This window comes from Aeromonas sp. BIGb0445 (genome assembly GCF_024809075.1).
Lineage (GTDB): Bacteria > Pseudomonadota > Gammaproteobacteria > Enterobacterales > Aeromonadaceae > Aeromonas > Aeromonas rivuli.
On sequence record NZ_JANUES010000001.1, the window covers coordinates 38212 to 64300 of the forward strand.

17 protein-coding genes are annotated in these 26089 nt (G+C 64.0%); 10 read left to right on the plus strand and 7 right to left on the minus strand.

Features of this window, described 5'->3' with window-relative positions; genetic code table 11:
- The first annotated feature begins 3 nt into the window (after positions 1-3).
- The gene (locus M2367_RS00170; protein WP_259235824.1) at positions 4-1875 is read left to right on the plus strand and encodes a methyl-accepting chemotaxis protein; all 1872 of its coding nucleotides are present in this window, start codon (positions 4-6) and stop codon (positions 1873-1875) included.
- Positions 1876-2022: 147 nt separating this feature from the next.
- Here M2367_RS00170 and M2367_RS00175 read toward each other — a convergent pair whose 3' ends face one another.
- Both M2367_RS00175 and M2367_RS00180 read right to left on the minus strand, forming a co-directional pair.
- Entirely contained in the window at positions 2023-3606 is a 1584-nt protein-coding gene (locus tag M2367_RS00175) for a cyclic diguanylate phosphodiesterase (RefSeq protein ID WP_259235448.1), read from the minus strand.
- 126 nt (positions 3607-3732) lie between these two features.
- Complete coding sequence (locus M2367_RS00180) at positions 3733-4593, minus strand: Tim44 domain-containing protein (protein WP_042040944.1); 861 nt, start codon at positions 4591-4593, stop codon at positions 3733-3735.
- Positions 4594-4882: 289 nt separating this feature from the next.
- Between M2367_RS00180 and dnaB the strand changes: the two genes are divergently transcribed.
- Both dnaB and alr read left to right on the plus strand, forming a co-directional pair.
- Positions 4883-6277 (plus strand): replicative DNA helicase, encoded by a 1395-nt coding sequence (gene dnaB / locus M2367_RS00185; protein WP_042040943.1) that lies wholly within the window; start codon positions 4883-4885, stop codon positions 6275-6277.
- Between the two features lie 196 nt (positions 6278-6473).
- Positions 6474-7547: an alanine racemase gene (alr, locus tag M2367_RS00190; protein WP_224431161.1), complete on the plus strand. Its 1074-nt coding sequence runs from the start codon at positions 6474-6476 to the stop codon at positions 7545-7547.
- Between the two features lie 186 nt (positions 7548-7733).
- Here the strand turns inward: alr and putA are convergent, their stop codons facing one another.
- The gene (putA, locus tag M2367_RS00195) at positions 7734-11717 is read right to left on the minus strand and encodes a trifunctional transcriptional regulator/proline dehydrogenase/L-glutamate gamma-semialdehyde dehydrogenase (RefSeq protein ID WP_259235449.1); all 3984 of its coding nucleotides are present in this window, start codon (positions 11715-11717) and stop codon (positions 7734-7736) included.
- 558 nt (positions 11718-12275) lie between these two features.
- Between putA and M2367_RS00200 the strand changes: the two genes are divergently transcribed.
- Positions 12276-12713: a VOC family protein gene (locus M2367_RS00200; protein WP_042040940.1), complete on the plus strand. Its 438-nt coding sequence runs from the start codon at positions 12276-12278 to the stop codon at positions 12711-12713.
- Positions 12714-12768: 55 nt separating this feature from the next.
- On the opposite strand, the gene fumC is transcribed toward M2367_RS00200, so the two are convergent.
- Entirely contained in the window at positions 12769-14160 is a 1392-nt protein-coding gene (gene fumC, locus M2367_RS00205; RefSeq protein WP_259235450.1) for a class II fumarate hydratase, read from the minus strand.
- 123 nt (positions 14161-14283) lie between these two features.
- On the opposite strand from fumC, the gene M2367_RS00210 reads away from it, so the two are divergent.
- Genes M2367_RS00210 through M2367_RS00220 form a run of 3 tightly spaced genes read left to right on the plus strand, consistent with a single transcriptional unit; the run spans position 14284 to position 17347 of the window.
- Positions 14284-14712, plus strand: a complete 429-nt coding sequence (locus M2367_RS00210; RefSeq protein WP_042040938.1) for a MarR family winged helix-turn-helix transcriptional regulator — start codon at positions 14284-14286, stop codon at positions 14710-14712.
- A 27-nt stretch (positions 14713-14739) separates the two neighbouring features.
- Complete coding sequence (locus M2367_RS00215; RefSeq protein WP_042040937.1) at positions 14740-15801, plus strand: HlyD family secretion protein; 1062 nt, start codon at positions 14740-14742, stop codon at positions 15799-15801.
- A gap of 10 nt (positions 15802-15811) precedes the next feature.
- Positions 15812-17347: a DHA2 family efflux MFS transporter permease subunit gene (locus tag M2367_RS00220; RefSeq protein ID WP_259235451.1), complete on the plus strand. Its 1536-nt coding sequence runs from the start codon at positions 15812-15814 to the stop codon at positions 17345-17347.
- A gap of 90 nt (positions 17348-17437) precedes the next feature.
- Here M2367_RS00220 and pepE read toward each other — a convergent pair whose 3' ends face one another.
- The 3 genes from pepE to M2367_RS00235 all read right to left on the minus strand — a co-directional run bounded on the left by pepE (position 17438) and on the right by M2367_RS00235 (position 20748).
- Complete coding sequence (pepE, locus tag M2367_RS00225; RefSeq protein ID WP_259235452.1) at positions 17438-18166, minus strand: dipeptidase PepE; 729 nt, start codon at positions 18164-18166, stop codon at positions 17438-17440.
- Between the two features lie 142 nt (positions 18167-18308).
- The gene (locus M2367_RS00230) at positions 18309-18920 is read right to left on the minus strand and encodes a response regulator transcription factor (RefSeq protein ID WP_224431155.1); all 612 of its coding nucleotides are present in this window, start codon (positions 18918-18920) and stop codon (positions 18309-18311) included.
- A 1-nt stretch (position 18921) separates the two neighbouring features.
- Positions 18922-20748 carry a PhnD/SsuA/transferrin family substrate-binding protein gene (locus M2367_RS00235; RefSeq protein WP_404972843.1) on the minus strand — a complete coding sequence of 609 codons (1827 nt, stop codon included), beginning with the start codon at positions 20746-20748 and terminating at the stop codon, positions 18922-18924.
- Positions 20749-21046: 298 nt separating this feature from the next.
- Between M2367_RS00235 and dsrO the strand changes: the two genes are divergently transcribed.
- The 3 genes from dsrO to M2367_RS00250 are packed head-to-tail and all read left to right on the plus strand — an operon-like array spanning position 21047 to position 26038.
- A complete protein-coding gene (gene dsrO / locus M2367_RS00240; protein ID WP_259235454.1) occupies positions 21047-21829 on the plus strand; it encodes a sulfate reduction electron transfer complex DsrMKJOP subunit DsrO in 783 nt (260 codons plus the stop codon).
- Positions 21819-22931 carry an NrfD/PsrC family molybdoenzyme membrane anchor subunit gene (gene nrfD / locus M2367_RS00245; RefSeq protein WP_259235455.1) on the plus strand — a complete coding sequence of 371 codons (1113 nt, stop codon included), beginning with the start codon at positions 21819-21821 and terminating at the stop codon, positions 22929-22931. The genes dsrO and nrfD overlap by 11 nt, the downstream gene beginning before the upstream one ends.
- Positions 22931-26038, plus strand: coding sequence for a tetrathionate reductase subunit A (locus M2367_RS00250; protein WP_259235456.1), 3108 nt, complete (start codon positions 22931-22933; stop codon positions 26036-26038). The genes nrfD and M2367_RS00250 overlap by 1 nt, the downstream gene beginning before the upstream one ends.
- The last annotated feature ends 51 nt before the right edge of the window (positions 26039-26089 follow it).

Consider the following 26089-nt stretch of genomic DNA (forward strand, 5'->3'; position numbering starts at 1 on the left):
ATGATGAAAAACCTCTCACTCAAGCAGAAGATACTGTTATCTGTGGTGATCGCTCTCTCCCTGGTGATCCTGCTGCTCTCCTGGCAGAGCTATACCAGCCAGAAGTCCCTGTTGCTGCAAGGCAGTCAGGAACAGGTGCAGCGCTTGGGTAACCAGCAAGCACAGAGTGTCAGCGACTGGCTGAGTGCCCGCCGCGACGTGATCCAGGCACTGGGCAACAAGGCAAGCAGCGAGCCCCTCAATGCCCTGCAGCAGGCCCAGGTCTCCGGCCGTTTCCAGCTCACCTATTTTGGTGAGGGCAGTGGCAAGATGAATGACTCGGATCCCTCCATCAACCGCGACGGCTATGACCCTCGCTCCCGTGGCTGGTATCAGGAGGCCATGAGCAAGGGCGGCCTCATCGTCACCAAGCCTTATCTGGACGTGGCTTACAACATTCTGGTGGTCACCCTGGCACAACCCGCCCTGGGCGGGGTGGTCGGCGGCGATCTCTCCATCGCCGCGCTGGTCGATGACGTCACCAAGATGACCCTGCCGGCAGACGGTTTTGCCATCATGATGCACAAGGACGGCACCGTCATCGCCTACAAGGATGCCGCCAAGGCGATGAAGCCGGCCACCGAGATCGACAACGACTTGACCAATGCCCTGATCGATCAGAGCAAGTCGAGCCAGAGCCTGGTGCCTGCCTACTTCGATAACGAGGGGCGCGACAAGTTGCTGCTGGCGGTGGACGTGCCCGATACCGATTGGGAGCTGGTGCTGGTGCTGGACAAGGCCACCCTGGAGGCGCCGCTCTCCTCCTTGCTGATGACCCAGCTCGCCATGGCGCTGGTGGTGCTGGTGGGCAGCATCCTCGCCATCTCCTGGCTGGTCAGTCTGCTGCTTGGCCCCCTGGCCAAGGTCTCCCAGGCCCTGGCCCGCATCGCCGACGGTAATGGCGATCTGACCCAGCGCATCAAGATAGATGCCAATGATGAGGTGGGTCAGCTGGCCAACAGCTTCAACCGCTTCGTCGGCAGCCAGCATCAGCTGATCGGCCATATCCGCAATCTGGCCCATGAGCTGAATGCCGACGCCGAGCGCAGTCTGGTGACCAGCCAGGCCGCGGTGGAAGAGCTGCAGCGTCAACAGCAGGAGGTGACCATGGTCGCCACCGCCGTCACCGAGATGGCGAGCGCCACCATGGAGATCGCCGGCAACGCCGAGAACACCGCCTCTGCGGCCCAGCAGTCGGCCCAGAGCAGTGAACAGGGCAAGCAGCTCGTGAACCAGACCCGTCAATCCATCAACAGCCTGGCCAGTGAAGTGGGGCAGGCGACCGAAGTGATTGGCGAGCTGAGCCGCCACGCTCAGGCCATCTCCGGCATTCTCTCCACCATCCAGGGCATTGCCGAGCAGACCAACCTGCTGGCGCTCAATGCCGCCATCGAAGCGGCCCGTGCCGGTGAACAGGGTCGTGGTTTCGCCGTGGTGGCGGACGAGGTGCGGGTGTTGTCCCGCCGCACCCAGGACTCCACCCAGGAGATCCAGTCCACCATCGAGACCCTGCAAAAGACCACGGCCCGTGCGGTGAGCCTGATGCAGACCAGCCAGGGGCTGGCGGACAACAGCGTGCAGGATGCCGATGCCGCCGCCGCCGCCCTGGAGGAGATCACCCAGGCGGTCTCCCTCATCTCCGACATGGCGGGCCAGATCGCCACCGCCGCCGAGGAGCAGACTCAGGTGACTGGCGAAATCACCCAGAACACCACGGCCATCAAGGATGTGAGTGACGAGATCACCGCCTCCGCCATGCGCGACCTGGATCAGGCCCATGGCCTCAAGGGTCGGGCCACGGATCTGAGCAAACAGGTGTCGACCTTTATCCTGTAGCGAGGCAGGGTTGGTCCAGTGAGCTGACCCCTGTCGCCAGTGCCATGAAAAAGAGCCCATTCGGGCTCTTTTCTTATCTGGGCGTCAGCCGCTCTGCAAGCCGGTGCAGTGCTGGGTCCCCACCACGAAATGAGATGGCGTCGGGCCTTAGTCGAAGGAGGGGGTCAGCAACTCCGTTTCGTCCGGGGCGACAGCCGATGGAGACGGCTTGCTCAGCTGCAGCAGGAACTGCTGCTGGGGCTGGGGTTTGGCGTAGAGGTAACCCTGCTGGAAGTGCACCTGACGCTGGCGCAGAAAGTCGGCCTGCTCCTGGGTCTCGACCCCTTCGGCAACCGTATCCAGACCGAGGCGGGTCGCCAGATTGATGGTGTTGTCGAGTATGTGGTGAGAGAGCGCGTCTGTACCGATCATGTCGACGAAGCTCTTGTCGATCTTGAGCAGGTCTATCTGGAATTTTTGCAGATAACTCAGGCTTGAATTGCCTGTGCCAAAGTCATCCAGCGCTATCTTGACCCCTAACTCATGGAGGGCGCCAAACAGCTGCTCGGTGATGAGGGTGGGGGTGATGAGCTCACGCTCGGTCAACTCCAGTACCAGTACCAAGTCTCGGCGCTTGAAGGCGGCCAGGAAGGCCCTGCAATCATCGAGCAGGCTGAGATCCTGGCAGTGGCGGGCGCAGATGTTGAAGCCGAAGTAAAAGTCAGGGGGAAGGAGGTGAACCTTAGGGGCAAGTGCCTGGCTCACCTGCTGCATCAGGCTGCGGGTCATGGGGACGATAAGGCCGCTCTCCTCGGCCAGGGGAATGAAGAGATCCGGGCGGATCAGCCCCTGATGCCTGTGCTGCCAGCGCATCAGTACCTCGCAGCCACGGATGGCCTTGCTCTGGCTATCTATGATGGGTTGCAGATAGGGGATGAACTCCCCGTTGCCTAGGGCGCGTCTGAGCTCCTGGGTCGGGGTGGATATGTGCCACCACCAGCGGTAGACGCTGAGCCCCGTCATGAGTGCCAGCACCAGGCAGAGCAGCAGGGCGGGCCTTTGCTGTTCGAGCAGATATTGATGGAACTGCGCCTGGCTGAAACCAAAGCGCACGCTATAGGGATAAAGAGTGGAGTCGAGCTGGACGTTATCCCCCATCAGCGGCGGCGGCGGCTCCAGATGTATGACGCCATGGGTGCCAATCCAGCGATCGCCGACCTTGATCAAGGTCTGGGGACCAGTAAGAGTCCAGTCTAGATTGCGGAACAGGTTATAAGGGTCGATAGCGACCTGGACACCTGTACCGCCGAGGTCCAGATGATAGAGAAAGAGTTGAGAATGGCGGCCCAGGGGCGAGCTGGGGAGTAGGCGCAACTGACCCCCTATGTAGCTGTCCCTGTGTTCAGGCACATCGACCTCTTCGAAAATAGAAGAGCAATAAAGGTGGCCATTGCGAGTGAGATTGATGGCGCGAATATAGGGAGAGGAGGCGGCCAGCATGCGCAGTTCTCGCGCGGCCGTCGTGCAGGCGCTGCCCGCCAGGGGTGTGGCCTGCATGGTTATTTCTTTACTGTCTTCCAATACCTGATCGATCTGTTCCACGGCATCAAGAGCTGCGTTGTGAGCCTGTTGACGCAGGTCGGATCGGGTTTGCCAATAAAGCGCGGTGAGTGCGGTGAGTGCGACCAACAGGAGAGACAACAGGCTGTTCAGCAGGCGAGGCTTGTTGCTGCGCATGAAAGAGAGGGGCATAGCCTGACCTTGGTGGAAAATGGCCGCTGAGTTTACTGAGGGGGAGAGGGATAGACTAGTGCATTTCACATTCTACAAATGATAAAAGCGACCATAAGGTCGCTTTTTCAACAAACAAGGCAGGAATCAGAGCTGTTCGATACCAGTGATATGCCAGGGGGCACCGGCCTTGGCCAGGTTGCGCTCCAGGTGCCATACCTCTTTGATATCTTCCTCAACCTGCTCCTGGCGGTCCATGTAGCGGCCGCTGAAGCGCACGCTGACCTGAGCCCAGTCACTGCCGTGGTCGGCGCGGACCAGTTGGGTGTCCACATACATCACTTCGGTATGCTGCTCACCGGTCAGTTCGGCACGCTCTGTGATGAGCTGTTCGAACAACTCCGGGCTCAGATACTCGCGCATCTTCTCCAGATCGTTCTGGTTCCAGGCCTCTTGCAGGGTGCGGTAGTGATCGCGGGCACCGGACAGGAAACCGTTCATGTCAAAGCCCGGCGGCAGACGGAAAGGCACATCGCTGTCGGCAAAGCCGGTCGCCTGGGGGGCGCTGCTGCTCTGCTCGAACTGCTGTGGTGCCTGGGGCTGATAACCTGCTCCGGCATAGGCCGTTCGCTGCTGCTGTGGCATCTGGGCCGCCTTGCTACGGCGCAGGGCACGGATCAGGAAGAAGGCACCGAGGGCCAGAGCCGCTATCAGCAACATGTCCATGCCTTGCAGGCCTTCGAAGGCACCGCCACCGAGCAGGGCTGCAAACAGGCCACCGGCTAGCAGGCCGCCGAGCAGGCCGCCCATCATGCCGCTCTTCTTGGGAGCCCCTTGGGCGCCCACTGTCGGGTTCTTGCTGTCAACGGGCTTGGCGGCAGGCTGGGCCGGTGCCGTCTTGTAGCTCTTGCCAAAAGATTTACCGCCGCCAAATTTCTTGGCTTCGGCGATGGGTGCCCCCAGGCCAACGGCCAGGATCAAGGCAAACAAGGTCAGCATTTTTTTCATTTTGACGCTTTCACTCTCAGCAATGGATGGGGCATGCCCCGTTAGTGGCAAGGCGCATGGCAAGCTGCCAGTCCCGCTATGTGTCGCAGCTTGTCACTAGGAGTAACACCCCCGGCATGAATTATTCATGAACGAATTTATCAAGGTGCCAGCCTGCCCGAACGGCGATCTCTTGGCAAATCGCGGCGGCCCTGGTCGCTTATCCGGCCCGCGGCCAGATTAGCGCTCGCGGTGGCGGGCTTTCTTTTGTAAAATTCTCGTCCCCTTCCCGCTGCGGTTTTTTAGGTGTATGGCAGAGCAAGTGACGGCGAAAAAAGACGCCAAGACACAACAGCTGAAAGTCCCCCCCCACTCTTTTGAGGCAGAGCAGTCCGTACTGGGCGGCCTGATGCTGGATAACGAGGCCTGGGACAGGGTCGCCGAGCGGGTGATCGACAAGGATTTCTACAGCCGTCCCCATCGGCTGATCTTCCAGGCCATGGCGCGCCTCTCCAATACCGGCAACCCCATCGATCTCATCACCCTGCAGGAGGAGCTGGAGCGCTCCGAGCAGCTGGAAGAGTCGGGAGGTTTTGCCTATCTGGTGGAGATTGCCAAGAATACCCCGAGCGCCGCCAACATCAGCGCCTACGCCGAAATAGTGCGCGAGCGCGCCGTGGTGCGGGAGATGATCTCGGTTGCCAACGAGATAGTCGAAGCGGGTTACGAGCCCCAGGGCCGCACCTCCGGCGATCTGCTCGATCTGGCCGAGAGCAAGGTATTCAAGATTGCCGAGCAGCGCACCAGCGCCAATGAGGGGCCACAGCCGCTCAAGCTCATTCTGGAGCAGACGGTCGACAAGATTGAGGAGCTGTTCAAGACCCCTCACAACGGGGTGACCGGGGTCTCCAGCGGTTATGGGGATCTGGACAAGATGACCGCCGGTCTGCAGCGCTCGGATCTGGTGATCGTGGCGGCCCGTCCCTCCATGGGCAAGACCACCTTCGCCATGAACCTGTGTGAGCACGCGGCCCTCACCGCCGACAAGCCGGTGCTCATTTTCTCCCTGGAGATGCCCTCCGAGCAGATCATCATGCGTATGCTCGCCTCGGTCGGGCGCATCGATCAGACCAAGGTGCGAACCGGCCAGCTCGACGACGAGGATTGGGCGCGGCTCTCCTCCACCATGGGGCTGCTGCTCGAGAAGGGCAAGATGTACATAGATGACGCCTCCGGCCTGACCCCGACCGACGTGCGCTCCCGTGCCCGGCGCATCGCCCGTGAGCACGGCGGCCTCTCCATGATCATGATCGACTACCTGCAGCTGATGCGGGTTCCGGCGCTGTCTGACAACCGAACCCTGGAGATCGGTGAAATCTCCCGCTCCCTCAAGGCGCTGGCAAAAGAGCTGCAAGTGCCGGTGGTGGCGCTCTCCCAGCTCAACCGAAGCCTGGAGCAGCGCGCCGACAAGCGGCCGGTCAACTCGGATCTGCGGGAATCGGGCTCCATCGAGCAGGATGCGGATTTGATCATGTTCATCTATCGCGACGAGGTCTATCACGATGACAGCCCCGACAAGGGGGTGGCCGAGATCATCATCGGCAAGCAGCGTAACGGCCCGATAGGGCGTATACGACTCACCTTCCAGGGTCAGTTCTCCCGGTTCGACAACTATGCCGGCCCGGCGTTTGACGATGATTACTAAGGTGATATTGGTTTAGGTATCACCATGTTCGCCCTGACAGGGGATGGCCGAGTCGGTGCTCGTCGCTCCCGTCAGAGCCAGTTTTCCCGGTTCGACAATTATGCCGGTCCGGCCTTCGACGATGATGACTCAGGGTTGACACCACAAGGTGCCTGGCGCATTCACGCGCCATCACGCCCTCGCATAGGGAAAATAGATGAAAGCGGCTATTGCCCAAATTGATACCTCGGCCCTGCGCCACAACCTCGCCGTGGTCAAGCGCCACGCCCCTTCCTGCAAGATCATCGCCGTGGTCAAGGCCAACGCCTATGGCCATGGCCTGCTGCCGGTCGCCCGTACCCTGGTGGACGCGGACGCCTATGCGGTGGCCCGCATCGAAGAGGCGCTGATGCTGCGCTCCTGCGCCGTGGTCAAACCCATAGTGCTGCTGGAGGGGTTCTTCTCCCGGGCAGACTTGCCGGTGCTGGCGGCCAACAACCTGCAGACGGCGGTGCACACCTGGGAGCAACTCGAGGCCCTGGAGCAGGCCGAGCTGCCCGCCCCGGTGGTGACCTGGCTCAAGCTCGACACCGGCATGCACCGGCTCGGGGTGCGGGCCGAGGAGATGCCCGCCTTTATCGCGCGCCTCGCCAAGTGCAAGAACGTGGTGCAGCCGTTCAACATCATGACCCACTTCAGCCGCTCCGATGAGCTCGAACAATCGACCACCCGCGAGCAGATCGATCTGTTCAGCCGCCTGACTGCGCCGCTCAAGGGCGAGCGCGCCATGGCGAACTCGGCGGGGATCCTGGCCTGGCCCGATTCCCATTGCGACTGGGTGCGCCCCGGCGTCATCCTCTACGGCGTCTCCCCCTTCCCGGACACGGTGGCGGCGGATTATGACCTCAAGCCGGTGATGACCCTCAAGACCCAGCTTATCGCGGTGCGGGATCACAAGGCCGGCGAGCCGGTGGGCTATGGCGCCAACTGGGTGTCGGACCGCGATACCCGGCTCGGGGTCATCGCCATCGGCTACGGTGATGGCTATCCGCGCATGGCGCCCAACGGCACCTCGGTGCTGGTCAATGGCCGCATAGTGCCCCTGGTGGGCCGCGTCTCCATGGACATGACCACGGTGGATCTCGGCCCCGGCGCCACCGACCAGGCCGGCGACGAGGCCGTACTCTGGGGCGAGGGCTTGCCGGTGGAGCGAGTCGCCGAGGAGATAGGCACCATTCCTTATGAGTTGATCACCAAGCTCACCTCCAGAGTCTTTATGGAGTACGTTTAACCCCCCTCATCCCCGACCCTTCTCCCGCGAGGGGAGAAGGGAGTGACGACCACCGTTCTCTCTCTGCTGGGAGAGGGATTAATCAATGAAATGGCCGCTCGCGTGATATCGCGAGCGGCCTTTTTGATCGGTGAATGATCATAAAAAGCCCCGCATAAGCGGGGCTTGAGTCTCTGTCTGGGGCGCTTAGCCGATGGTCATCAGACTGGCGTTGCCACCGGCGGCGGCGGTGTTGACCGAGAGGGCGTGCTCGATCAGCAGCCGCTCCAGCGGGATGTCGGTCTCGCCACGGTGCAGGCCGTGCACGCCGACGATGGCGCCGGGACGGGCGGCGGCGAGCTTGCTCACCTCGATCAACTGATCCGAGTCACCATGGTGCAGCAGGGCATCGAAGCCGATGTCGCTGTTTGCCCAGTCCCCGACCAGCTGGATGCGCTGTTGCACCTCCGTTGGCAGGCTGGCGAGCAGGGTGCGACGCTCGGCATTGTCCTGCCACAGCACCTCGGTTCCGACCGCCAGACAGGCCGCCAGCTGGGCCAGCAGATCCGCCTTGGCCTCGTTATCGTCGGCAGCCAGACAGAGCACCCGTTCCCGGGGCAGCAGGCTGTATGTGTTGCGCTCACCGGTGGGGCCGACCAGCACCTGGGTCAGGCCGCTCTGGGCCAGCTTGGCATACTGGTCGCAGAGGGTGACGAGGGCCGGAGCCTGTTTGGTTGCCCAGTTGCGCAGGGCCTGCAGGGCCGGTTTGGTCGCCTCGGTCTGTTGAGATGCACCGGACTCCTGGCGCAGCTGACTGGCCACCGCATCCTGCGGACGGGTGGCCAGCAGGCGGTACATGTAGAGCGGACCGCCCGCCTTGGGACCTGTGCCGGAGAGGCCCTCGCCGCCGAATGGCTGCACCCCGACCACGGCGCCCACTATGTTGCGGTTCACATAGAGGTTGCCCACCTTGGCGGTGTTGACCACCTGGGCGATGGTCTCGTCAATCCGGGTATGGACCCCCAGGGTCAGGCCGTAGCCGCTGTCATTGATCTGGCTGAGCAGCTCGCCGAGCTTGGCGCGGGGGTAACGCACCAGGTGCAGCACGGGGCCGAACACCTCGCGGCCGAGTTCGTCCAGGCTGTCGAGCTCGATCAGGGTCGGCAGCACGAAGGTGCCGCGGCTGTAATCGGCGCCCTTGTCTGCACACAGAGGGACACGGGCAATTTGATGTACCTTGCGACCCTTGTCGGTCATGGCCTTGATGTGCTGCTCGATATTGGCCTTGGCCTCGGCGTCGATGACCGGGCCTATGTCGGTGGAGAGGTGCTCCGGGTTGCCGACCTTGTACTCGGCCATGGCGCCCTTGAGCATGCGGATCACCCGATCCGCCACATCTTCCTGTACGCAGAGCACCCGCAGGGCGGAGCAGCGCTGGCCAGCGCTGTCGAACGCCGAGGAGATGACGTCCATCACCACCTGTTCGGTCAGGGCGGAGGAGTCGACGATCATGGCGTTCTGACCGCCGGTCTCGGCGATGAGCGGTATGGTGCGACCCTGGGCGTCTAGGCGACCGGCCAGGTTGCGGGAGATGATACCCGCCACTTCGGTGGAGCCGGTGAACATGACGCCACGCACCCGCTCGTCGGCGATAAGGGCGGCACCCACGGTCTCACCGCGGCCCGGCAGCAGTTGCACCGCGCCGGCGGGCACCCCGGCTTCCAGCAGGATGCGCACCGCCTGGGCGGCGATGAGCGGGGTCTGCTCCGCCGGTTTGGCGAGCACCGTATTGCCGGCGGCGAGCGCCGCGCAGACCTGGCCTGCGAAGATGGCCAGCGGGAAGTTCCAGGGGCTGATGCAGACCACGGGGCCGAGCGGTCTATGGCTGTCGTTGGCGAAGTGGTTGCGGGCCTGGGCGGCGTAGTAGCGCAGGAAGTCCACCGCCTCGCGTACCTCGGCGATGGCGTTGCTGAAGGTCTTGCCGGACTCGCGCACCAGCAGGCCCATCAGGGGTTGCAGTTCGGACTCCATCAGGCTGGCGGCTCTGTCCAGCACGGCGGCGCGCTCGGCGGGCGGGGTCGACTGCCAGATCTGGCCGCTGGCCAGGGCGCAGCCGAGGGCAGAATCGACCAGCTCGGGGGTGGCTTCGCTCACCTGACCGACAACATCGCGGTGATCCGCCGGGTTGAGCACATTCAGGAACTCGGTCGGTGCCTCAGTGTCACAGCCCGGCTGTTCATTACCCAACATGGGCAGCGCCTGATAGCGGTTGTTGGTGCTGGCGAGCAGGGCGGCGGAGAGCGACCCCAGGCGGTGTTCGTTGGCCAAGTCCAGCCCTTCCGAGTTGGGACGGGCCTCGCCGTACAACTCCCGCGGCAGCGGAATGCGTGGATGAGGCAGACCCAGCGCCCCTTCACGGGCGGCCATCTGTTCGATCTGCTGCACCGGATCCTGTACCAGATCCGAGAGGGAGATGTTGTTGTCCGCGATGCGGTTGACGAAGGAGGTGTTGGCCCCGTTCTCCAGCAGGCGGCGCACCAGATAGGCGAGCAGGGTCTCGTGGCTGCCGACCGGCGCATAGATGCGGCAGGGGCGGCCCAGCTTGCCATCGGCAACCTTGCCGACTACCTGCTCATAGAGCGGCTCACCCATGCCGTGCAGGCACTGGAACTCGTACTGACCGGGGTAGTAGTTCTGCCCCGCCAGCTGGTAAATCGCGGCGAGTGAGTGGGCGTTGTGGGTGGCGAACTGCGGGTAGATGGCTTCCGGCACCGCCAGCAGCTTGCGGGCACAGGCGAGGTAGGAGACATCGGTATAGGGCTTGCGGGTATAGACCGGATAGCCCTCCAGGCCGTTGACCTGGGCCAGCTTGATTTCGCTGTCCCAGTAGGCGCCCTTCACCAGCCGGATCATCAGGCGGTGACGGCTGCGCTTGGCGAGATCGATCACATAGTCGATCACATAGGGGCAACGCTTCTGGTAGGCCTGGATGACGAAGCCGATGCCGTTCCAGTCGGCGAGGCTCGGGTCGAAGCAGAGCCTTTCCAATAGATCGAGGGAGATCTCCAGCCGATCGGCCTCCTCGGCGTCGATGTTGATGCCGATGTCGTACTGTTTGGCGAGCTGGGTCAGAGAGAGCAATGTGGGATAGAGCTCTTCCATCACCCGATCGTACTGGGCGCGGCTGTAGCGCGGGTGCAGGGCGGAGAGCTTGATGGAGATGCCCGGGCCCTCGTAGATGCCACGGCCGTGGGAGGCCTTGCCGATGGCGTGGATGGCCTGCTCGTAGGAGGCCAGATAGCGCTTGGCGTCCTCCTCGGTGAGGGCCGCTTCCCCCAGCATGTCGTAGGAGTAGCGGAAGCCCTTGCTCTCGGTGGTGCCCGCGTTGGCCAGCGCCTCGGCTATGGTCTCGCCGGTGACGAACTGCTCCCCCATCAGCCGCATTGCCATGTCGACACCCTTGCGGATCAGCGGCTCGCCGCCCCTGCCGATCAAGCCTTTGAGGGAGCTGTTGAGGCCAGCCTCGTTATGGGTCGAGACCAGTTTACCGGTGATGAGCAGGCCCCAGGAGGCGGCGTTGACGAACAAGGAGGTGCTGTTGCCCAGATGCTGGCTCCAGTTGCCGCCGCTGATCTTGTCGCGAATGAGGGCATCGCGGGTCGCCTTGTCGGGGATGCGCAGCAGCGCCTCGGCCAGGCACATCAGCGCGACCCCTTCCTGAGAGGAGAGGGAGAACTCCTGCAGCAGACCCTGCACCAGCCCTTGACGACCGCTGGCACCCTTCTGGTTGCGCAGCTTCTCGGCGATGCTGGTGGCCAGCTTCTGGGTGGCCTCTGCCTTCTCTTTGGGCAGGCGGGCCTGCTCCAGCAGCATGGGCACCGCCTCGGTCTCGGGGCGGCGATAGGCGGAGGTGATGGCGGCGCGCAGCACGGACTGCGGCAAGATGCTCTCGGCAAATTCGAGGAACAGTTGCAGACCCTGTTCGGTCAGGGTTTCCACCGACTCTTCTCCCGCGGCGGCGGCCAGACCAGAGAGTTCCGTGGGGGTCAGGCCACGCTCCAGCTGCTCCAGATAGGTGAAGATCGCCTGCTTGATCAACCAGTGCGGGGTGCGGTCGATGGTCTGCGCTGCCTGCTTGAGCCGGTCGCGGGTCGCTTCATCGAGTTTAACGCCAAGGGTGGTAGTAGCCATGGGACTTCCTGTATCTGTGCCGGCGAGAATATTGCCGTATGGTTAAATTCCGATGAGGATGGCGCAACCAGGTGCAACCTTCAAGTTAGAAATTTTAATGTCTCCGTTACATGGTTGCGTTTGGATAAGCGCGCTGGCGGGGGCTGGCGGTGAAAAACGATGCAGTGTCAGTGTGTTGCGACAAGATAATGAAGTTAAAAATATGTCTCAAAAATGTGCACTCGCTACGGACGCATAAACGGAGGGTTGCACCTTTTTTCAGTCGCGCCGTGGTGTGGGTGCAACCCATGGTGTGGGTGCAAATGGAGGTTTGTCGGCCTTGTGCCAGGGGTCAGGATCTGTCACAGGGCGCCGCAGACGGCATATCCGTTGATTGGCGATGCCAGCCCAGGGGAAGTCCTGCGCCAATGGGCATGCTGCCTAGGTTGGTATGGCTGACACAGTGCAATGGGCTGGCGCTGTCCGCTCGGTGAGAGGAGGCCATTGAGGCGATGGAGCCGCGCTCTTCTATGCTGATAGCTGGTCTCGTAACCCGTAATCAATGACAAGGAGTTCACCATGGCGCGTGTCAGTACCTATCTCAACTTTGCCCGGGAGACGGAGGCGGCGTTCCTCTTCTACCGGGAGGTGTTTGGTGGCGAATTCAATGGCCCCATCCACAGGTTCAGCGATTCACCGGGCTGTCCGGGTCAGGATCCCGTCTCCCCGGAAGATGGGAACTTGGTGATGCATGTGGAGCTGGCCATTCTCGGCGGCCATGTGTTGATGGGCACGGATGCGCCGGCCAGCATGGGGTTCACCCTGGTGCAGGGCAACAACAGTTACCTCAATCTGGAGCCGGACAGCCGGGCCGAGACCGACTGCCTGTTTGCTGCCCTTGCCGAAGGCGGCAGCGTAGAGATGGAGTTACAGGAGATGTTCTGGGGTGACTATTTCGGCAGCCTGGTGGACAAGTTCGGTACCCACTGGATGTTCAACTGTCAGAGCAAGAGCTGAGACGGCTTTGCTAATGAAAAGGGCGCCATGGCGCCCTTTCGGTTTTTACTCGTGGCTATTTGTTTCGGCCCACCATCTCGGCAGGCACCACCCAGAGATCGAATTGCTCGGCACTCAGGTGGCCGGAGGCGATGGCCGCTTCCCGCAGACTGATCCCCTGATGGTGTGCCTTCTTCGCTATCTCGGCGGATTTGTCGTAACCGATGTGGGGGTTCAGCGCCGTGACCAGCATCAGGGAGTTGGTCACCAGCTCGTCGATGCGGGCCTGGTTCGGGGTTATGCCGCGGGCACAGTGATGTTCGAAGCTGGTCATGGCGTCGCTGAGCAGGCGCACACTCTGCAAGAAATTGTGGGCAATCATGGGCCTGAACACATTGAGCTCGAAGTTGCCGCTGGCCCCGCCGATGTTGATGGCCACGTCGTTGCCCATCACCTGCGCCGCCACCATGGTCAGCGCCTCGCACTGGGTCGGATTGACCTTGCCCGGCATGATGGAGGAGCCTGGCTCGTTCTCCGGAATGTTGATCTCCCCTATGCCACTGCGCGGGCCGCTGGCGAGCCAGCGCACATCGTTGGCGATCTTCATCAGGCTGGCGGCCAGGGTCTTGAGGGCGCCATGGCCGTGGACCAGGGCATCGCAGCTCGCCAGAGCCTCGAACTTGTTCGGCGCTGTGACCAGGGGCAAGCCGGTCTGGCTGGCGAGCTCCCCGGCAACCGCCTCGGCATAACCGGCTGGCGCATTGAGGCCAGTGCCGACCGCGGTGCCGCCCAGCGCCAGTTCGCACAGATGGGGCAGGGCGGCTCGAAGATGGCGTTCTCCATGGGCGAGCTGAGCGGCCCAGCCGGAGATCTCCTGACCCAGGGTAAGGGGGGTGGCATCTTGCAGGTGGGTGCGGCCTATCTTGACGATATGGTCAAATGCCTTGGCCTTGTGCTCCAGGGTCTGGCGCAAGCTGGCGAGGGCGGGCAGCAGATGCGCCACTATGGCGGTCACGGCGGCGAGATGCATGGCTGTGGGGAAGACATCATTGCTGGATTGACTGCGATTGACCTCGTCATTGGGATGCACCAGACGCTCCTCGCCGCGCATGCCACCGAGCAGCTCGCTGGCCCGGTTGGCGAGCACCTCATTGACGTTCATGTTGGTCTGGGTGCCAGAGCCGGTCTGCCAGACCACCAGGGGGAACTCATTGTCATGCTGACCCGCCAGCACCTCAGCGGCGGCGGCAATGATCGCCTCGGCATGGCGATCCTTGAGCAGCCCCAGCCGCTGGTTGACCCGGGCGCTGGCGCTCTTGATTTGCACCAGGGCACGAATGAGCTCGGGACTCTGCCGCTCCACCGAGATGGCGAAGTGGTGCAGAGATCGCTGGGTCTGAGCCCCCCACAGCCGGTTGGCCGGTACCGCGATCTCTCCCAGGCTGTCCCGCTCCATCCTTGTCTTCATCGTCGTTCTCCTTTTGTTGGCTGTAGAGCCTTAGCATGCTGGCAACAAGAGAGGGAGGCCAGCATTGAATTTAAACATACATCGTATATAATAAGTAATGCTTACTAATTTATTGGTCTCGCTATGATGAAACAACCTGACACCCTGGGCTTCCTGATCGGCGACGTGCATCGCCTGATGCGTCGTCACTTCCAGCAACAGTTGGAAGGGAGTTGTCTGACCCTGGCCCAGGCCCGTGCCCTGGTCCATATCGCCCGGCATGAAGGGATGCGTCAGGTTGAGCTGGCCGAGCGGCTGGATATCCAGCCTATCACCCTGGCTCGCCAGCTCGATCAGCTGGCCCAGAGTGGTCTGGTCGAGCGACGCCCGGATCCCGATGACAGGCGTGCTCATCAGCTGTTTTTGACCGAAGCGGCCGTCCCTCACCTGCAATGCATCAAGCGGGCTGGCGACGCCGTACATCGCAGTGCCATGGGCGATCTGGATGAGAAGGCGGCGAACGCCCTCTATCAGGCGCTAAAGACAATGCACGACAACCTTTCCCAGAGCTGATCTTCTCGATTTTTCGGAGTGTTTCTCATGACTACTGATCCGACTTCCGCCCCTGTGGCGGTTTCCGACCGACGCCGTACCCGACTGTTACTGCTGGTGGCGGTCCCTCTCATTGCCCTGTTTGGATGTGGCGTCATCTATATGCTGGGCGGGCGCTATGTGGAGACCGACAACGCCTATGTGAAGGCCGACAAGGTGCCGATCAGTACCGAGGTGCTGGGCCGGGTAGACAAGGTGATGGTCAAGGAGAATGCCCAGGTCAAGGCCGGGGATCTGATGTTCGAATTGGATCCCGCCTCCTTCGAGCTCGCCGTGGGCAAGGCCGAGGCTGAGCTTGCCAAGGTACGCACCGATCTGGTGGCATTGCAGACCAGCTATCGCGGTCAGCAGGCCGAGATAGCCGTGGCTCATACCCGCAACGCTTATGCCCAGAAGGAAGAGCATCGCCAGGCAGATCTGGTTGCCAGGCACTTCACCTCCACCGCCAACTATGATGATGCCCGTCAGCTCACCATACAGACGGCGCAGCAACAGGTGGCGCTGGAAGAGGGGCTCAAGAAGATAGAGGCTTCCCTGAACGGTGACGTCAATCTGCCGGTCGAACAGCAACCCGCCTATATGGAAGCGGCCGCCGAATTGGCCAAGGCAAAACTGGATTTGGCCCGTACCAAGATCTATGCCCCGGTCAATGGCATCGTCAGCCAACTGCCCAAGTCTGGCCAGTACAGCATTGTGGGCATGACCGCCATGATGCTGGTAGAGACCGATCAGCCCTGGATAGAGGCAAACTTCACCGAGACGGATCTGACTCATGTCCAGCCTGGCCAGCAGGTGAACATCAGTGTGGATACCTATCCGGATGCTCACTGGACAGGGGTGGTCGAGAGTCTTAGCCCGGCGACAGGTTCAGAGTTCTCGGTGATACCGGCCCAGAATGCGACCGGCAACTGGGTCAAGATCACCCAAAGGGTCGCGGTCAGGATCCGGTTGGACGATGCCAGTGCAGCGCCTGCGCTCAGGGCTGGACTCAGTGCCGTGGCCGAGATAGATACCGGCCATCACCGCAGCCTGTTTGGCTGGTCGTTGTGAGGTGAACCCTATGACAACAGCGACTCAGGAAGGACCCAGCAAGGCACATCTTGGCTTCATCACCCTGTCGGTCATGCTGGCCACCATCATGCAGGCGCTGGACACCACCATAGCCAATGTGGCCCTGCCCCATATGCAGGGTGCCATGGGGGCGACCCAGGATCAGATCTCCTGGGTGCTCACCTCCTACATAGTGGCGGCCGCCATCTTCATGCCGCTGACCGGCTTCATCTCTGACCGAATTGGCCGCAAGCGGTTGTTCATGTGGTCGGTGGCGGGTTTCACCATCGCCTCCATGCTGTGTGGCGCGGCCCAGAGTCTGGAGCAGATAGTGCTGTTCCGGCTGCTGCAGGGGATCTTCGGCGCCAGCCTGGTCCCCCTCTCCCAGGCGGTACTGCTCGATAGCTATCCCCCTGAAAAGCATGGTTCTGCCATGGCGATGTGGGGCATAGGTGTCATGGTGGGCCCCATCCTGGGCCCCTCGCTCGGGGGTTGGCTCACCGAGTACTACAACTGGCGCTGGGTGTTTTACATCAACCTGCCATTCGGCCTGCTGGCCTGGTTCGGCCTCGCCGCCTTCATCGAGGAGACCAAGATCAATAGCAGTCGGCGCTTCGATCTGCTCGGCTTTGCCCTGCTCAGTATTGGCATAGGCGCGTTGCAGATGGCGCTGGACAGGGGCCAATCCCAGAACTGGTTCGCCAGCGCCGAGATCGTCATAGAGACGGGCCTGGTGGTGCTCTGCTTCTACCTGTTCGTGGTGCACATTTTCACCCACTCGCACCCCTACATAGAGCCGGCGCTGTTCAAGGATCGCAACTTCAGCGTCGGCCTGGTGTTCATCTTCATCGTCGGCATCATCTTGCTGGCGACCATGACACTGCTGCCCCCCTTCATGCAGGGGCTGATGGGCTACCCGGTGATCGATGTCGGCTACCTGCTGGCGCCACGGGGAGTCGGTACCATGTTCGCCATGATGCTGGTGGGCAGGCTGTCGGGTCGGGTGGATGTGCGCATCCTGATCCTGCTGGGGCTGCTGCTCACCAGCTTCTCCATGTGGGAGATGACACTGTTCAACACCGACATCAGCAACTGGGACATCATCCGTACCGGGGTCGTTCAGGGCCTGGGTCTGGGTTTCATCTTCGTGCCGCTCTCCACCATCACCTTCGCGACCCTGGCGCCCCGTTTTCGCACCGAGGGCACGGCCTTGTTCAGCCTGATGCGCAACATCGGCAGCAGCATTGGCATCTCTGTGGTGATCACCTATCTGGCCCAGCGCACTCAGATGAATCATGAGGTGTTTGCCTCCTACATAACCCCCTTCAACCAGGCGCTGCATCATGGGGGAGGCATGGCGGAGCTGATGACGCCCAAAGGGCTCAGCGCGATAAATGGTGAGGTGACCCGCCAGGCCAGTCTGCTCGCCTATCTGCAGGACTTCCGGCTGATGATGTGGGTGAGCCTGTGCGCCATTCCGCTGGTGTTGCTGCTAAAAGCCCCCCAGCGGGGCGGCGGCAAGGAGGAGATGGCGATCCTGGAGTGAGTGCCCTTGCAGGATCTCGCCCCGGCGCGAGGGGGCAAACGAAAGAGGGATGGCCCAGGCCATCCCTCTTTTCATTGCAGTGCCCCTGACTCAGAGCTTGGGGATGAAGGGGGTGAGGGCGGCCAGGGGAGCGGCATCCTCATACTCCTGGATCGTCTCGCCGTGCTTGAAGATCTTGAAGCCTTCGCCGCGCACGCTCCAGTACTCGACGGTCTCGCCGCTGATCTGCAACAGGCTGGCTTCGCGCAGGGCCACCACGGATTCGCTCGGGTTGATGGCGCAGAACTCGGCGAGCCGCTCGTCCCGGGTCTCCCCCATGTGGCCGCTGATGCTGGCGTCCAGATAGTGGGGGTTGATCTGCAGCGGGAACAGGCCCAGGGCCGGCAGTACGGCGGCGCTGCACACCGGCATGTCGTTGGTGGTGCGGATGCTCGGGGTCGCCACGTTGCAACCTGCGCTCCAGCCCACATAGGGCACGCCCCGTTCGCGCACGGCGCGCTGGATGGGCACCACCAGACCGTATTCGTGCAGCAGCTGGTTCAGGCGCCAGGTGTTGCCGCCGCTGATAAAGATGGCGTCTGCCTGGTTGATGGCCGCCACGGGATCGTCGAACTGGTGGATGCTGATGGTCTCCACTCCCAGGCTCTCGCTGAGATCCTGGGCGCGGGCATCCCAGTCGCTGCGGATCACCGCATAGGGGATGAGCAGGATGCGCTTGACCTGTTTGCGGGCGAGCAGGGTCTGCACCCGGTCGCGGGCCCAGCCGAGCAGGCCCGGGTGTTCGGTGGTTTTTCCGTTGCTCAGTAACAGCAGTTCCATGATGTCTCCTCGAAATAATGCGCAGGACCTAGGTCGGCCCTGATAAAGGGAAGGGGCTACTCTACCCCCAAGGCGGCGCCAAGTGTGTGATCTCGCCACGTTTTATCTCCCGGGGCTGGGGTTTGCCCATGGCGTGAGCGATTCAGGGCTGCCCATTGACCGCCGCATAGCGCAGCATCAGCTCGGCCAGTGAGCCCACCTCGAGCCGCCTCATCAGGCTGGCGCGGCACACCTCGACGGTGCGCACCGAGATGCAGAGATCCTGCGCTATCTGCTGGTTCTTGTGGCCTTGGGCGATGAGCTGCAACAGCTGGTGCTCGCGGGAGGTGAGCCGCTCGAAAGCGTGTCGATGGGCAAGGCGCGCCGCCGCGGCCAGGGTCGCCTGTTCGGCCCGCGCGATGGCGGCGAGCAGGGGCGCCAGCTGCACCGGCTTTTGCAAGAAATCCACAGCCCCCTGCTTGAGGGACTCCACCGCCAGAGGCACCTCCCCGTGGCCGGTGAGAAACAGTATGGCGATGGGGCTCTGGGCCGCCTTCAGCCGCTGCTGCACCTCGGGGCCCGACAGCCCCGGCATGCGGCAATCCAGGACGAGGCAGGCGGGCAGGTGCAGATCGACCTCTGCCAGGAAGCGCTCGCCGTCGGCAAAGCAGCGCAACTGGCGTTCGTCGCAGATCTCCAGCATGAAGCGCAGGGAGTCGAGCACGGCCTGATCGTCATCGACCAGGTAGAGGGGAGGGCGGTCAACGGGCTGCATATCAGCTCCTTGGATTGGGATGGGAAGCGACCTCAAGCCGCTGCTGAGGGGCGGGCAGGGTCACCCGGGCCAGGCAGCCATGGGGGCTCAGGTTGCTCAAGGCGAGCTGGCCGCGATGACACTCGACCACGTCCCGGCAGATGGCGAGCCCCAGCCCCATGCCGCCCTCCTTGTCGCTGTGAAACGCCTGTTGCAGCAGCGCCTCTGGCATCCTCAGGCCGGGGCCGTTGTCGCGGATCTCCAGGATCAATAGCGCCGCCTCGAAGCAGACAAGCAGCTCGACCCGGCCCGGCTCAGCCCTTTGCGCCGCTGGGCCGTTCGTTCGGGCCGCGCTCTCGGCGCCATTCTTGATGAGGTTCATCAGCAACTGTTCCACCCCTATGCCATCCAGGGGGAGCAGGCGCGGCTGCCCCTGCCAGCGCAGGGTGAAGGTGACGCCGAGGGGGGCCAGCATCTGACCGAGCAGGGGTTGCAGGCCCTCCACCAGGGTGATCAGGTCCGTGGGCTCGGCTTGGCGCGGGCGCTTTTGCAGCCGGGCTCTGAGTCGCTGGACTGTCTGGGTGATGCGCTGGACCTGCAGGCCAATCTGCTCCAGGGCCTGGCGCAGGGGCTCCTGTGATGCGGTCGTGGCCGGATCCTGCCCCTGCCTAGCGAGGCGCAGCAGGGCACCCTGGCTGTAGTTGGCGATGGCGGTGAGGGGCTGGTTGATCTCGTGGGCCATGTTGGCGCCGAGTTCGCCGAGCTCGGCGAGGCGTCTGGCCTGCTCGAGCTGGCGTCCCTTCTCCTCGAGTTGTTGGCGGGTGGCGAGCAGTCGGCGCTGGCTGCGGTTGAACAGCCGTTGCAGCAGCAGGTGGTGGCCGCCGAGCAGCAGCACCAGCGCCAGGGCGCCCCAGCCCCACTGCTGATGCTGGCGCAGCCAGTGCCAGGCCGATTGCCACCAGGGGCCCTGCAGGGGGTGGCGATCCAGCGCCTTGAGCAGGCGGTCGATGCCAAGCTGGCTGGTGGGCACTGTCCAGCCCGCCGAATCGGCGGCCATGGCCGCCTCGCTGTCTGCTGGCAGGTCGAACAGGGCTCGCGTCACCGCCAGGGCAAGCGCAGGGGAAGCCTGCTCCGTCTGGGCGAAGGCCCAGTTCGGGTAGAGCCGGGTCGAGCTCTGGCAGCCAAAGCCCGCCGGCGCCTGGTTGTCCAGCACCCGAAAATCCGAGTCGGCGACCTTGCCCTCCCGCACCATGCGCTCCAGCTGGCACACCGGCACTATGGCGGCGGCGACCTGGTCCGCTGCCAGCTGCTCGATGAGCCTGTCCAGGGGAAAGCCGGTGAAGCGCACGGCGGAGAAGAAGCGCTCCAGCCTGACCCCCTGCTCGTCCGCCTCGAAGCGGTAGGCGAGGTAGCCGCCGAAGGCGTTTTCCGACACGGCGGCGACCGGCCGCCCCTCGAGATCCTGCCAGTGCCGGTAGGGGGCATGGGCGCGCACTACCAGAGCGGCGCCGATGGCGAGGTTGTCACCCCCCGCCGGGCTCTTGAGGGTGGCGAGCCAGGCCAGCGGATACTGGCGCGCCAGACTCACCGACTGGCCCGGGTTGGTGATGACAAAGTCGAGCCTGCTTTGCGCGACGGCCTCGGCCAGGGCATCGAGCTCCAGGGGCACCAGCGCGAAGCGCCGCCCCGGCACGCGCTCATCCAGCCAGCCCATCAGCGGCTGCCACTGGGCCTTCGCAAGCGCCGGGCCGCGGGTCGCCAGCACCCCTATTCGTACCGGCTCGGCCAGGGCTAGTTCCGGCCCGGCCAGGGCGGGGGCGACCCAGATCCAGAGCAACAGGGCCAGCAGGGGCTGGCGGGCGAGCGATGAGGGGGGGTGACGGAACAGGGCGCTCTCCTTGGGCGGCTGATGGGGGTGGGGAAGCCAGTCTATCACCGGGACGGTGCGCTGGGCCGCCCAGGCGCCGTGATGGGGCGGCGAATGGGGCTTTGGTCACAGTTTGGCGGTTATGGGGCCGGTTTTATTGCGCTGGATCAACCCGGCTCCCGGTATGTGGAAAACCACAATAGAGGCGACTTGCTGCGTTGCGGACAATCAGCCCAACCCCCCTCTTGGGGGAAGCCAGCTCAGCAGAAGGAAAGAAGCCATGGAGCTCAGCAAGCGCCGATTGTTATCCGGGATCGCCGCCCTCACCGCAGGGGCGGCCCTGATCCCTGTCGCTCAGGCCCAGTCCGTCCCCGTGCCCCGCAATGGGCGGGCGGCCATCAGCCGGGGGGATGGCCGCAAGCGCTACGGCATGCTGATTGACTTGCGCCGCTGCGTCGGTTGTCAGGCCTGCACAGTGGCCTGCACCATAGAGAACCAGCCCCCTCTCGGCCAGTTTCGCACCACTGTCAGCCAGTACGAGGTGAGCGACCTGGCGGCACTCGATGCCCCCGCCTCCCTCTTGATGCTGCCGAGGCTCTGCAACCACTGCGCCGAGCCCGCCTGCCTCGACGTCTGCCCCACCGGCGCCACCTTCCAGCGCGATGACGGCATAGTGGTGGTCAACAACGACTGGTGCGTCGCCTGCGGCTACTGCGTGCAGGCCTGCCCCTATGACGCCCGCTTCATCAACCACGAGACCAACACCGCCGACAAGTGCACCTTCTGCGCCCACCGGCTGGAGGCAGGGTTGCTGCCCGCCTGCGTGGAGAGCTGCGTCGGCGAGGCGCGCATCATAGGGGATCTCAACGATCCCAAGAGTCAGATCAGCCGGTTGCTGCGTGAGCATGAGCCGGCCCTCAAGGTGCTCAAGCCCGAGGTCCATACCCAGCCGCGGGTCTTCTATCTCGGCATGGATGAGGCGTTTGTCAGCAAGATCGACGGCCACCCGGCGCAGCGCACGCTGCTTGGCGACGACGGCAAGGAGATAGCCCATGACCATTAATGAACTGCTGGCCCCGGATCAACCCATCACCTGGCTGCCCTGGGCGGTGCAATATTTCTTCCTCATAGGCCTCGCCTATGGCGCCCTCTGGCTGGGCGCGGCCGATCTGTGGCGCAAGGCGCCGGATCGGCGGCTGCAGACCCTGGCCGCGGTGCTGATGATGGGGGCCGGCCTGGTGGCGCCCATCGCCCTGACCGCGGATCTGCACCAGCCAGCCCGGGCCTGGCACTTCTACGCCCAGACCCGCTTCACCTCCATCATGTGGTATGGCGCCTACCTGCTGCCCCTGTTCAGCCTGCTCAGCATGGGGCTGGGCTGGCTGCTGATAAGGCCGAACCTGGCCAGGCGTGGGGAGGATCATGACAGGGTCGCCGCCCTGGCGCGGCTGCTCTGCCTGGGGCGCTGGTCCGGCGAGCGCTGGCGCAAGCCGCTTGCCTTGATGGCGGCCTTGAGCGGGCTCAGTATCGCCCTCTACACCGGGCTCGAGACCATGGCGGTGCAGGCGCGCCCGCTCTGGCATACCCCCTGGTTGCCCTGGCTGCTGGCGCTGAGCGCCGTGCTGGCGGCCCAGAGCGCCCTGCTGCTGCTCAACCGGCTGCTGGCGGGCTGGCAGCAGCACACAGAGGCGGGGCTGCTGCGCCAGATCCGCCCGACCCTGGCCCTGCTCGCGCTCTCCCTGCTTGGCTGGGCCCTCTTTGGCGGCGCCTCGGCGGCTGAGGCGAGTGCCCTCTATCGGCTGGATCCTAGCTGGCGGCTGGCGGCCCACTGGCTGCTGCTGACCCTGGGCCTGCTCGGCCTGTTGCTGCTGGCGGGGCACAGGATCTCTTTACGCCTGCAATCCTGGGGCCTGGGGCTGCTGGCACTGCACCTGGTGTGGGGCCTGCGCTGGCTGGTGCTCATTCAGGGACAGCTGGCGCCGAAATACGGCGCCGGTGTCTATGTCTACCAGATAGCCTGGGGGCCGGCCGGGGTGCTCGGCATCCTCGGCACCTTCGGCCTGCTGCTGGCCCTGCTGGTGGCGCTCTCCGAGCTGGTGCGCGCCCCGGCTCTGCCATCAGCCACAACTTCATCTGCCACCCATTGCGCTCGCGAGGCACTCTGATGGATCACAGCAAACGCAAGTTTCTCAAAGGGGCCGCCATTGCCGGGGGCACGGGGCTCTTCGTGGCCGGTTACAGCGACACCCTCAAGCAGGTGGTGAGCGGGGTGGCCACCGGCAGCTCGGGCAAGCCGACCCGGGATCCCATCCACGGCAACTCCCTGGCGGTGGAGTACAGGGTCGATGAGGGAGGGGAACTTCACCCCAACCCGGACCAGCGCCTCGCCAACACCATGTGCCTCGGCTGCTGGACCCTGTGCGGGGTGCGGGCCCGCATCGACAACGAGAGCGACAAGATAGTGCGTATCCTGGGTAACCCCTATCACCCCCTCTCCGCCCTGCACCACATAGACTTCAAGACGCCGATCAAGCAGGCGCTGCTCGCTACCAGCGGTTATCAGGAAGGGGGGCTGGAGGGGCGCTCCACCGCCTGCGCCCGGGGCAACGCCATGCTGGAGCAGCTCGACAGCCCCCACAGGGTCACTCGCTGCCTCAAGCGGGTGGGCCCGCGCGGCAGTGGCCGCTGGCAGAGCATCCCCTTTGAGCAGCTGATCGAGGAGGTGGTGGAGGGGGGCGATCTGTTCGGGGAGGGCAGTGTCGAGGGGCTCAGGGCCATCCGCAACCTCGCCGAGCCGCTCGATCCCGCCAACCCGGAATATGGCCCCAAGGCCAACCAGCTGCTGGTTAGCAACGCCTCGGACGAGGGGCGCGATACCTTCATCAAGCGCTTCACCTTCAACGGCTTCGGCACCCGCAACTTCGCGAACCACGGCGCTTACTGCGGCCTGTCGTTCCGGGTCGGGGCCGGCGCCCTGCTGGACGATCTGGAGAAGAACGCCCACCTCAAGCCCGACTGGGACGAGAGCGACTTCCTGCTGTTCATGGGCACCTCCCCCCAGCAGTCCGGCAACCCCTTCAAACGCCAGTCCCGCCAGCTGGCGGCGGGGCGGGCACGGCAGGGCAAGCCCTTCTCCTATGTGGTGGTGGCCCCCAGTCTGCCCAACACGGTGAACATGCCGTCCGCCCCCACCAACCGCTGGCTGCCCATCAAGCCCGCCACCGACTCGGCCCTGGCCCTGGCCATGTTGCGCTGGATCATCGACAACGATCGTTACGCCGCGCCCTTCCTAGGGGCACCTAACGCAGAAGCGGCCGAGCGGGCCGGCTATCGCGGCTTTTGCAACGCCAGCCATCTGGTGGTCTGCGACGAGTCGCACCCCCGCTTCGGCCAGATGTTGCACGCCAGCGATCTGGGGCTGCCCTTTGAGGGCGAGGCCTATGGCGAGGGGGATGCCGTGCTGGTGATGGAGGCGGACAGTGACGAGCCGACACCGGCCGGCCGTTGCGAGCGGGCCAGCCTCTGGGTGGATCGCCGCATCCCGACCCCGGGCGGGGCGTTGGCGGTCAAGAGCAGCTTCCAGCTGCTGGCCGAGGCGAGTCGGGAGCACAGCCTCGAGCAATACAGCGCCGAGTGCGCCGTGCCGGTGGCCGACATCAAGGAGCTGGCCCGGGAGTTCACCAGCCACGGCACCCGGGCGGCGGTGATCACCCACGGCGGCACCATGAGTGCCAACGGCTTCTACTCGGCCTGGGCCATCATGATGCTCAACGCCATGATAGGAAACCTCAATGCCAAGGGTGGCGCCGTGGCGAGCGGCGGCAAGTTCAATCCCTTCGGGAGCGGGCCGCGCTACGATCTGGCGAGTTTCCCCGGCATGGTGAAACCCGCCGGCGTCTTCCTCTCCCGCTCCAAGTTCCCCTACGAGAAGACCTCCGAATATCGTCGCAAGAAAGAGGCGGGGCAGAACCCCTATCCGGCCCACGAGCCCTGGTTCCCCATCTCGGGCCCGCTGCTCGGCGAGCACCTGACCGCGGCGGTGAGCGGTTACCCCTACCGCGCCAAGGCCTGGATCAACCACATGGGCAACCCGCTCTACGGTCAGGCCGGGCTGCACCAGGCCATAGGTGAACAGCTCAAAGACCCTAGGGTGTTGCCGCTGTTCATCAGCATCGACAGCTTCATCAACGAATCCTCGACGCTGTCTGACTACATAGTGCCTGACACCCTCACCTACGAGTCCTGGGGCTGGGCAACCGCCTGGCACGGGGTCATGACCAAGGTCTCGACCGGCCGCTGGCCTGTGGTGGAGCCTAGGGTGGTCAAGACCGCCGAGGGGGATGCCGTCTGCATGGAGTCCTTCCTCATCGCCGTGGCGAAACGCCTCGGCCTGCCGGGCTTCGGCGAGAGGGCCCTGAAAGGGGCGGATGGCAAGCTGCATGGGCTCAACAAGGCGGCGGACTTCTCCCTCTACGGGGCGGCCAACGTCGCCTACCTCGGCCAGCCGGTGCCTCCCATCGGCGCTGAAGACCTCGCCTGGTCCGGGGTGGAGCGGATCCTGCCGACCCTCAACGCCACACTGAGCGCGGAGGAGGCGAGTCGCGCCGCCTACCTCTTTGCCCGGGGCGGGCGCTTCGAGCCGGTGGCCAAGGGGCGCGATGAATCGGGGCAGCCGAGCAAGCGTTGGCCCAAGCCGCTGATGCTGTGGAACCCGGCGGTGGGCAGCCGCCGTCACAGCCAGAGCGGCCAGTTCCTGAGCGGCACCCCGCGCTTCTTCCGGGCTCAGCTCGCTGACGGCACGCCGCTGAGCGAGGCGTTCAAGCCGGCCCAGTGGCCCCTGCTGCTCACCAGCTACAAGTCCCACACCATGAGCTCCATGAGCATAAGCTCGGATCGTCTGCGCCAGGTGCACCCCAGCAATGGGGTGCGGCTCAACGCCCAGACGGCGGCCAGGCTTGGCATAGTGAGCGGGGACAGGGTGCGGGTCAGCACCCCTAATGGCAGCGTGATCGGGCTGGCCGAGTGCGTGGCCGGGGTGCAGGTGGATGCCATCGCCATCGAGCACGGCTTCGGCCACAAGGAGCTGGGGGCGCGGGCGCACTGGATAGACGGCCAGCCGGTGGCGGCCAGCGCCCTGCGCGGCGCCGGGGTGAACCTCAACGATCTGGCGGTGCTGGATCCGAGCCGCCACGGCCGCTACCCGCTGGTGGACTGGGCCATCGGCTCCTCGGCGCGCCAGGGCTTGTCGGCCCGGGTCGAAAAGCTGGTCTAGCGCCAGATGCAAAAAAGCGGGGCCATCATGGCCCCGCTTTTCATTGAGTGG